This window comes from Leptolyngbya sp. FACHB-36 (assembly GCF_014695955.1).
Lineage (GTDB): Bacteria > Cyanobacteriota > Cyanobacteriia > Leptolyngbyales > Leptolyngbyaceae > FACHB-36.
In genome coordinates this window covers 1-3,071 of the sequence record NZ_JACJPG010000438.1, presented here as the reverse complement: position 1 = coordinate 3,071, position 3,071 = coordinate 1, and the positions used below count along the sequence as shown (strand labels likewise).

The window sequence follows — 3,071 nt, the reverse complement described above, 5'->3', positions numbered from 1 at the left end:
GTCGTTTGTTCGGGTGTAGATAGCAACGTTTGAGGATGAACAATTGCCTCTCCTTTGGAGTTCAGCGCAAAGGCGTAGCTGTTGTCGCCGTATTTGAGCTGATTGACAACCTGAGTGATGCGATTGAGCTTTACAACGGTGTGAAGCTCGCCCACCGGAGCCACTGCAATGCTAAATTCCTGTCGAATCGGCGTCCCGACTACAATGCTAGGCAAACCCGCTACACGACTAATCAACGGATCGCTGACGTTGGTTTGCCCTGCCATGGCTTTCTTGAAGAAGGAGCGATCCCCAACGTAGGCGCGTTTGCCGCCCGTGACGTTCCGCCAACCATCGCGTCCTGCAATGGCAATTCCTGACACGTCCGCAAAGCGCAAAACCTCGGTTTCTAGATACGGTGCTGCCGCTTCCCAATTCATCGATCGCACCACAGGCAAATTTGCCAGAGTCTGCACGTGAACTTTCAGATTGAGCAGCCAGTTATCGATCGAATTGGCTCCCTGCTGCACCTCTAAAAGCGCATTTTTCTTTAGGCTCTCTAAGGTCAAATTTCGCACGGCTTGATAGCTGGAGTACGCAGCTATGCTGACGAACACGGCTGTTCCCCCGATTAATAGACGCCGCAACAGATTGCGCTGTGGATAAGAAAGTTTCATGACAAGCCTGCAATTAGTGACGAGTAGACGCTCTGCTTAGCGAATTGGACGATCGCCTGGAAGCAGCGGCTGCATTGGCAAATCCTCAAACGTCGTCTTGAACCACGTCTGCTGAAGCTGCTTTAGTTTGCCCTGCTTGCGTACGTCCATCAAAAAGCGATTGAGCAACTCTAAAAGCTCGGAATTGCCTTGCTTGACTGCCCATGCTGCATAGGACTTGCGGCTGACTCGCTCTCCTAGCTCAAAAATGGCTGGCTTGTCACTCACTAACACCGATAGCGACACAATGTTGTGCAGAACGGCATCTAAACGGCGAGTCAGCAAATCTTGATAGGCTTCCGTGAAGTTGCGGTAGCGCCTGATCTCTCCCAATTTGCCGCCTTGCTGCTGGAGCCTTTCTGCTAAGTCCGGTACGGCTGCAAGCGACACACCGTCCTGTTGTACTCCCAATGTTTTGCCAGATAGATCACGGAGACGATTAATCGAGGCATTGTTTTTGCGCTTGACGTAGGCGATCGTGGATTCGGCGATGGGCAGGGTAAAGTCAAGAGATTTCGATCGCTCATCGGTGATACCGACAGCCGTAAGTGCCACGTCATACTTGCCACTTGCGACACCCAAAAGCAGTTCTTGCCACGGCACAATTTCCTGTCGGATTTCGAAGGGAACCCACTGTCTCAGTTGTTCTAGTAGCTCGTAATCGTAGCCCGTTGGTTTACCGTTTACTAGAAACTCGAACGGAGGATAGTCATCCTCGGTCACAACCAGCAGATATCCACGTTTCTTGATCTGCTCCAGTAGCGACTGACTCACCGTTAAACGAGAGCTAGTCTGAGAAGATCGGGCACAACTGTGAGTGACTGAAGCCAGAAGTAATCCTGCTCCAGCTTGTAGAACTGCCCGTCTGCGAATGCTCATCTTTCCTTAGCTCAACCAGAATTCACCCTCCTAAGGTTCCCTATTTCGGTAGCGGACCCACGATCGAGCCGCGAAGTTGAAAACCGCAAAAAAGGGGGCTACATAGCCCCCTCACGTTTAGTGATTTAGTGCACTTAGACTAGTTTCAGCTCAGGATACTCAACCAGCAGATCGTCACTGGTGAGAACATCACCTTCTGCCTGTGGAGTCCACAGCACTTCTAGCGCAAGGAGTCGATCGCTCGACACGCCGCCCAACTGCTGCAACGCCTGACGCATATCCTCAGAGCTATTAACCGTTGGCAACTTCAGGTCACCTTGAGCACCTACCAGCAGCGTCACGACGATATATTCGCCCGGACCTTGGTCCTGATTTACCAGCGCAGTGCTCTGGTCAGCTCCGGGCAGAGTGCCACGGGTGGAAGCCTGCCGCAGTTGGTTGTTGACGTTGGAGAGCGTCTCGCCACTGAACTTGCTGCGCTCTGCTAGCAGCAAGCGATTGAATTGCGCCTCTGCCGATTCCAACCGAGCCTGCTGAACGGTAGAACCACCATACATCCAGTATTGCGGGTGACGCAGGAGCGCCAAGGTAGTTTCTTGCAGCACATCTGCCAATCCCGCTGTAGAGCTGGTATCTGCCGTCTGTGCCAGCTTGTTCAAGTCTGCTTGTAGCTCGCGAGCTTCTGCAAGCAATCCAACTTGCAGCTTTGCGACTGAAATTGCTGAACTAGTAGATTCGTAACCGGGGTCATCGCCTCCACCAACGCGACGGAAGCTTTGAACGAGGAAGTTTGCGATCGCCAGGAAGATCAGGATCGTAAACAGTCCACCAAAACCGCCCCCGATGCCGAACACCGGAAACAAAAACGGAAAGCCAAATCCACCGCCACCCGGATAGCCATAGCCGCCACCCGGATAGCCATAGCCACCGCCCGGTGGTGCATAGGTGCGGGGTGGAGAGTAAGTGCGACTCGGTGCACGGAAGGACCCGCCACCAATTCGACCGCCGCCTGAGGCTGCCAGTGCTGTGTCAGCGTGACCCAATGCCAGAGCCAGCACAAGCCCAACGGCAACCAGGGAGCGCAACAGCGGCTTAATCAACGAAGTAAATTTTTTGTGCATAGCGTGCCTATCCAGACGTTGTTAAAAGGACAGTCAATTGCTGTCGCGGAATCCTATATTCCGGTTGAACGGTTTGCAACTTCGTACAAACCGACCTCACCAACTCTACAAACTCAATGGAGTGACTCAGAATGGGTTAATCCTTTGTTAAGAGTTCTAAACATAGGACCTTATTAATACTGTATCGTCTTCGATCGAGCATGGAAATCGCTTGAGAGGCAGAATCCGGGTGGATAGCCGTACCCGCTGGGGCGGAAACTTGACCTGGAGATCTAGCAGGGAAGCACCTCACCAACTAGGCTCCATTTGAGCGCTGCTCAAGCAAGTTCCAAAGGGCCTCTGAAGTGAAATCAGGTACAACGAGGCGTGCTCCAAT

The 3,071-nt window shown here is 52.7% G+C and carries 3 protein-coding genes; all 3 read right to left on the bottom strand.

The annotated features are described in order from the left end of the window. The coding region (locus H6F43_RS12460) for a cache domain-containing protein (RefSeq protein ID WP_190343075.1) at nt 1–656 on the bottom strand (656 nt) is incomplete at its 3' end. A gap of 36 nt (nt 657–692) precedes the next feature. Beyond that, nucleotides 693–1,469 (bottom strand): transporter substrate-binding domain-containing protein, encoded by a 777-nt coding sequence (locus tag H6F43_RS12455; RefSeq protein WP_347272408.1) that lies wholly within the window; start codon nt 1,467–1,469, stop codon nt 693–695. A gap of 239 nt (nt 1,470–1,708) precedes the next feature. Beyond that, the gene (locus H6F43_RS12450) at nt 1,709–2,695 is read right to left on the bottom strand and encodes a DUF1517 domain-containing protein (protein WP_190343073.1); all 987 of its coding nucleotides are present in this window, start codon (nt 2,693–2,695) and stop codon (nt 1,709–1,711) included. Nucleotides 2,696–3,071: the final 376 nt, after the last annotated feature.

Excerpts from the sequence above, each read along its gene's own strand:
- H6F43_RS12450 (WP_190343073.1), bottom strand. The coding sequence starts at position 2,695 with ATGCACAAAAAATTTACTTCGTTGATTAAGCCGCTGTTGCGCTCCCTG.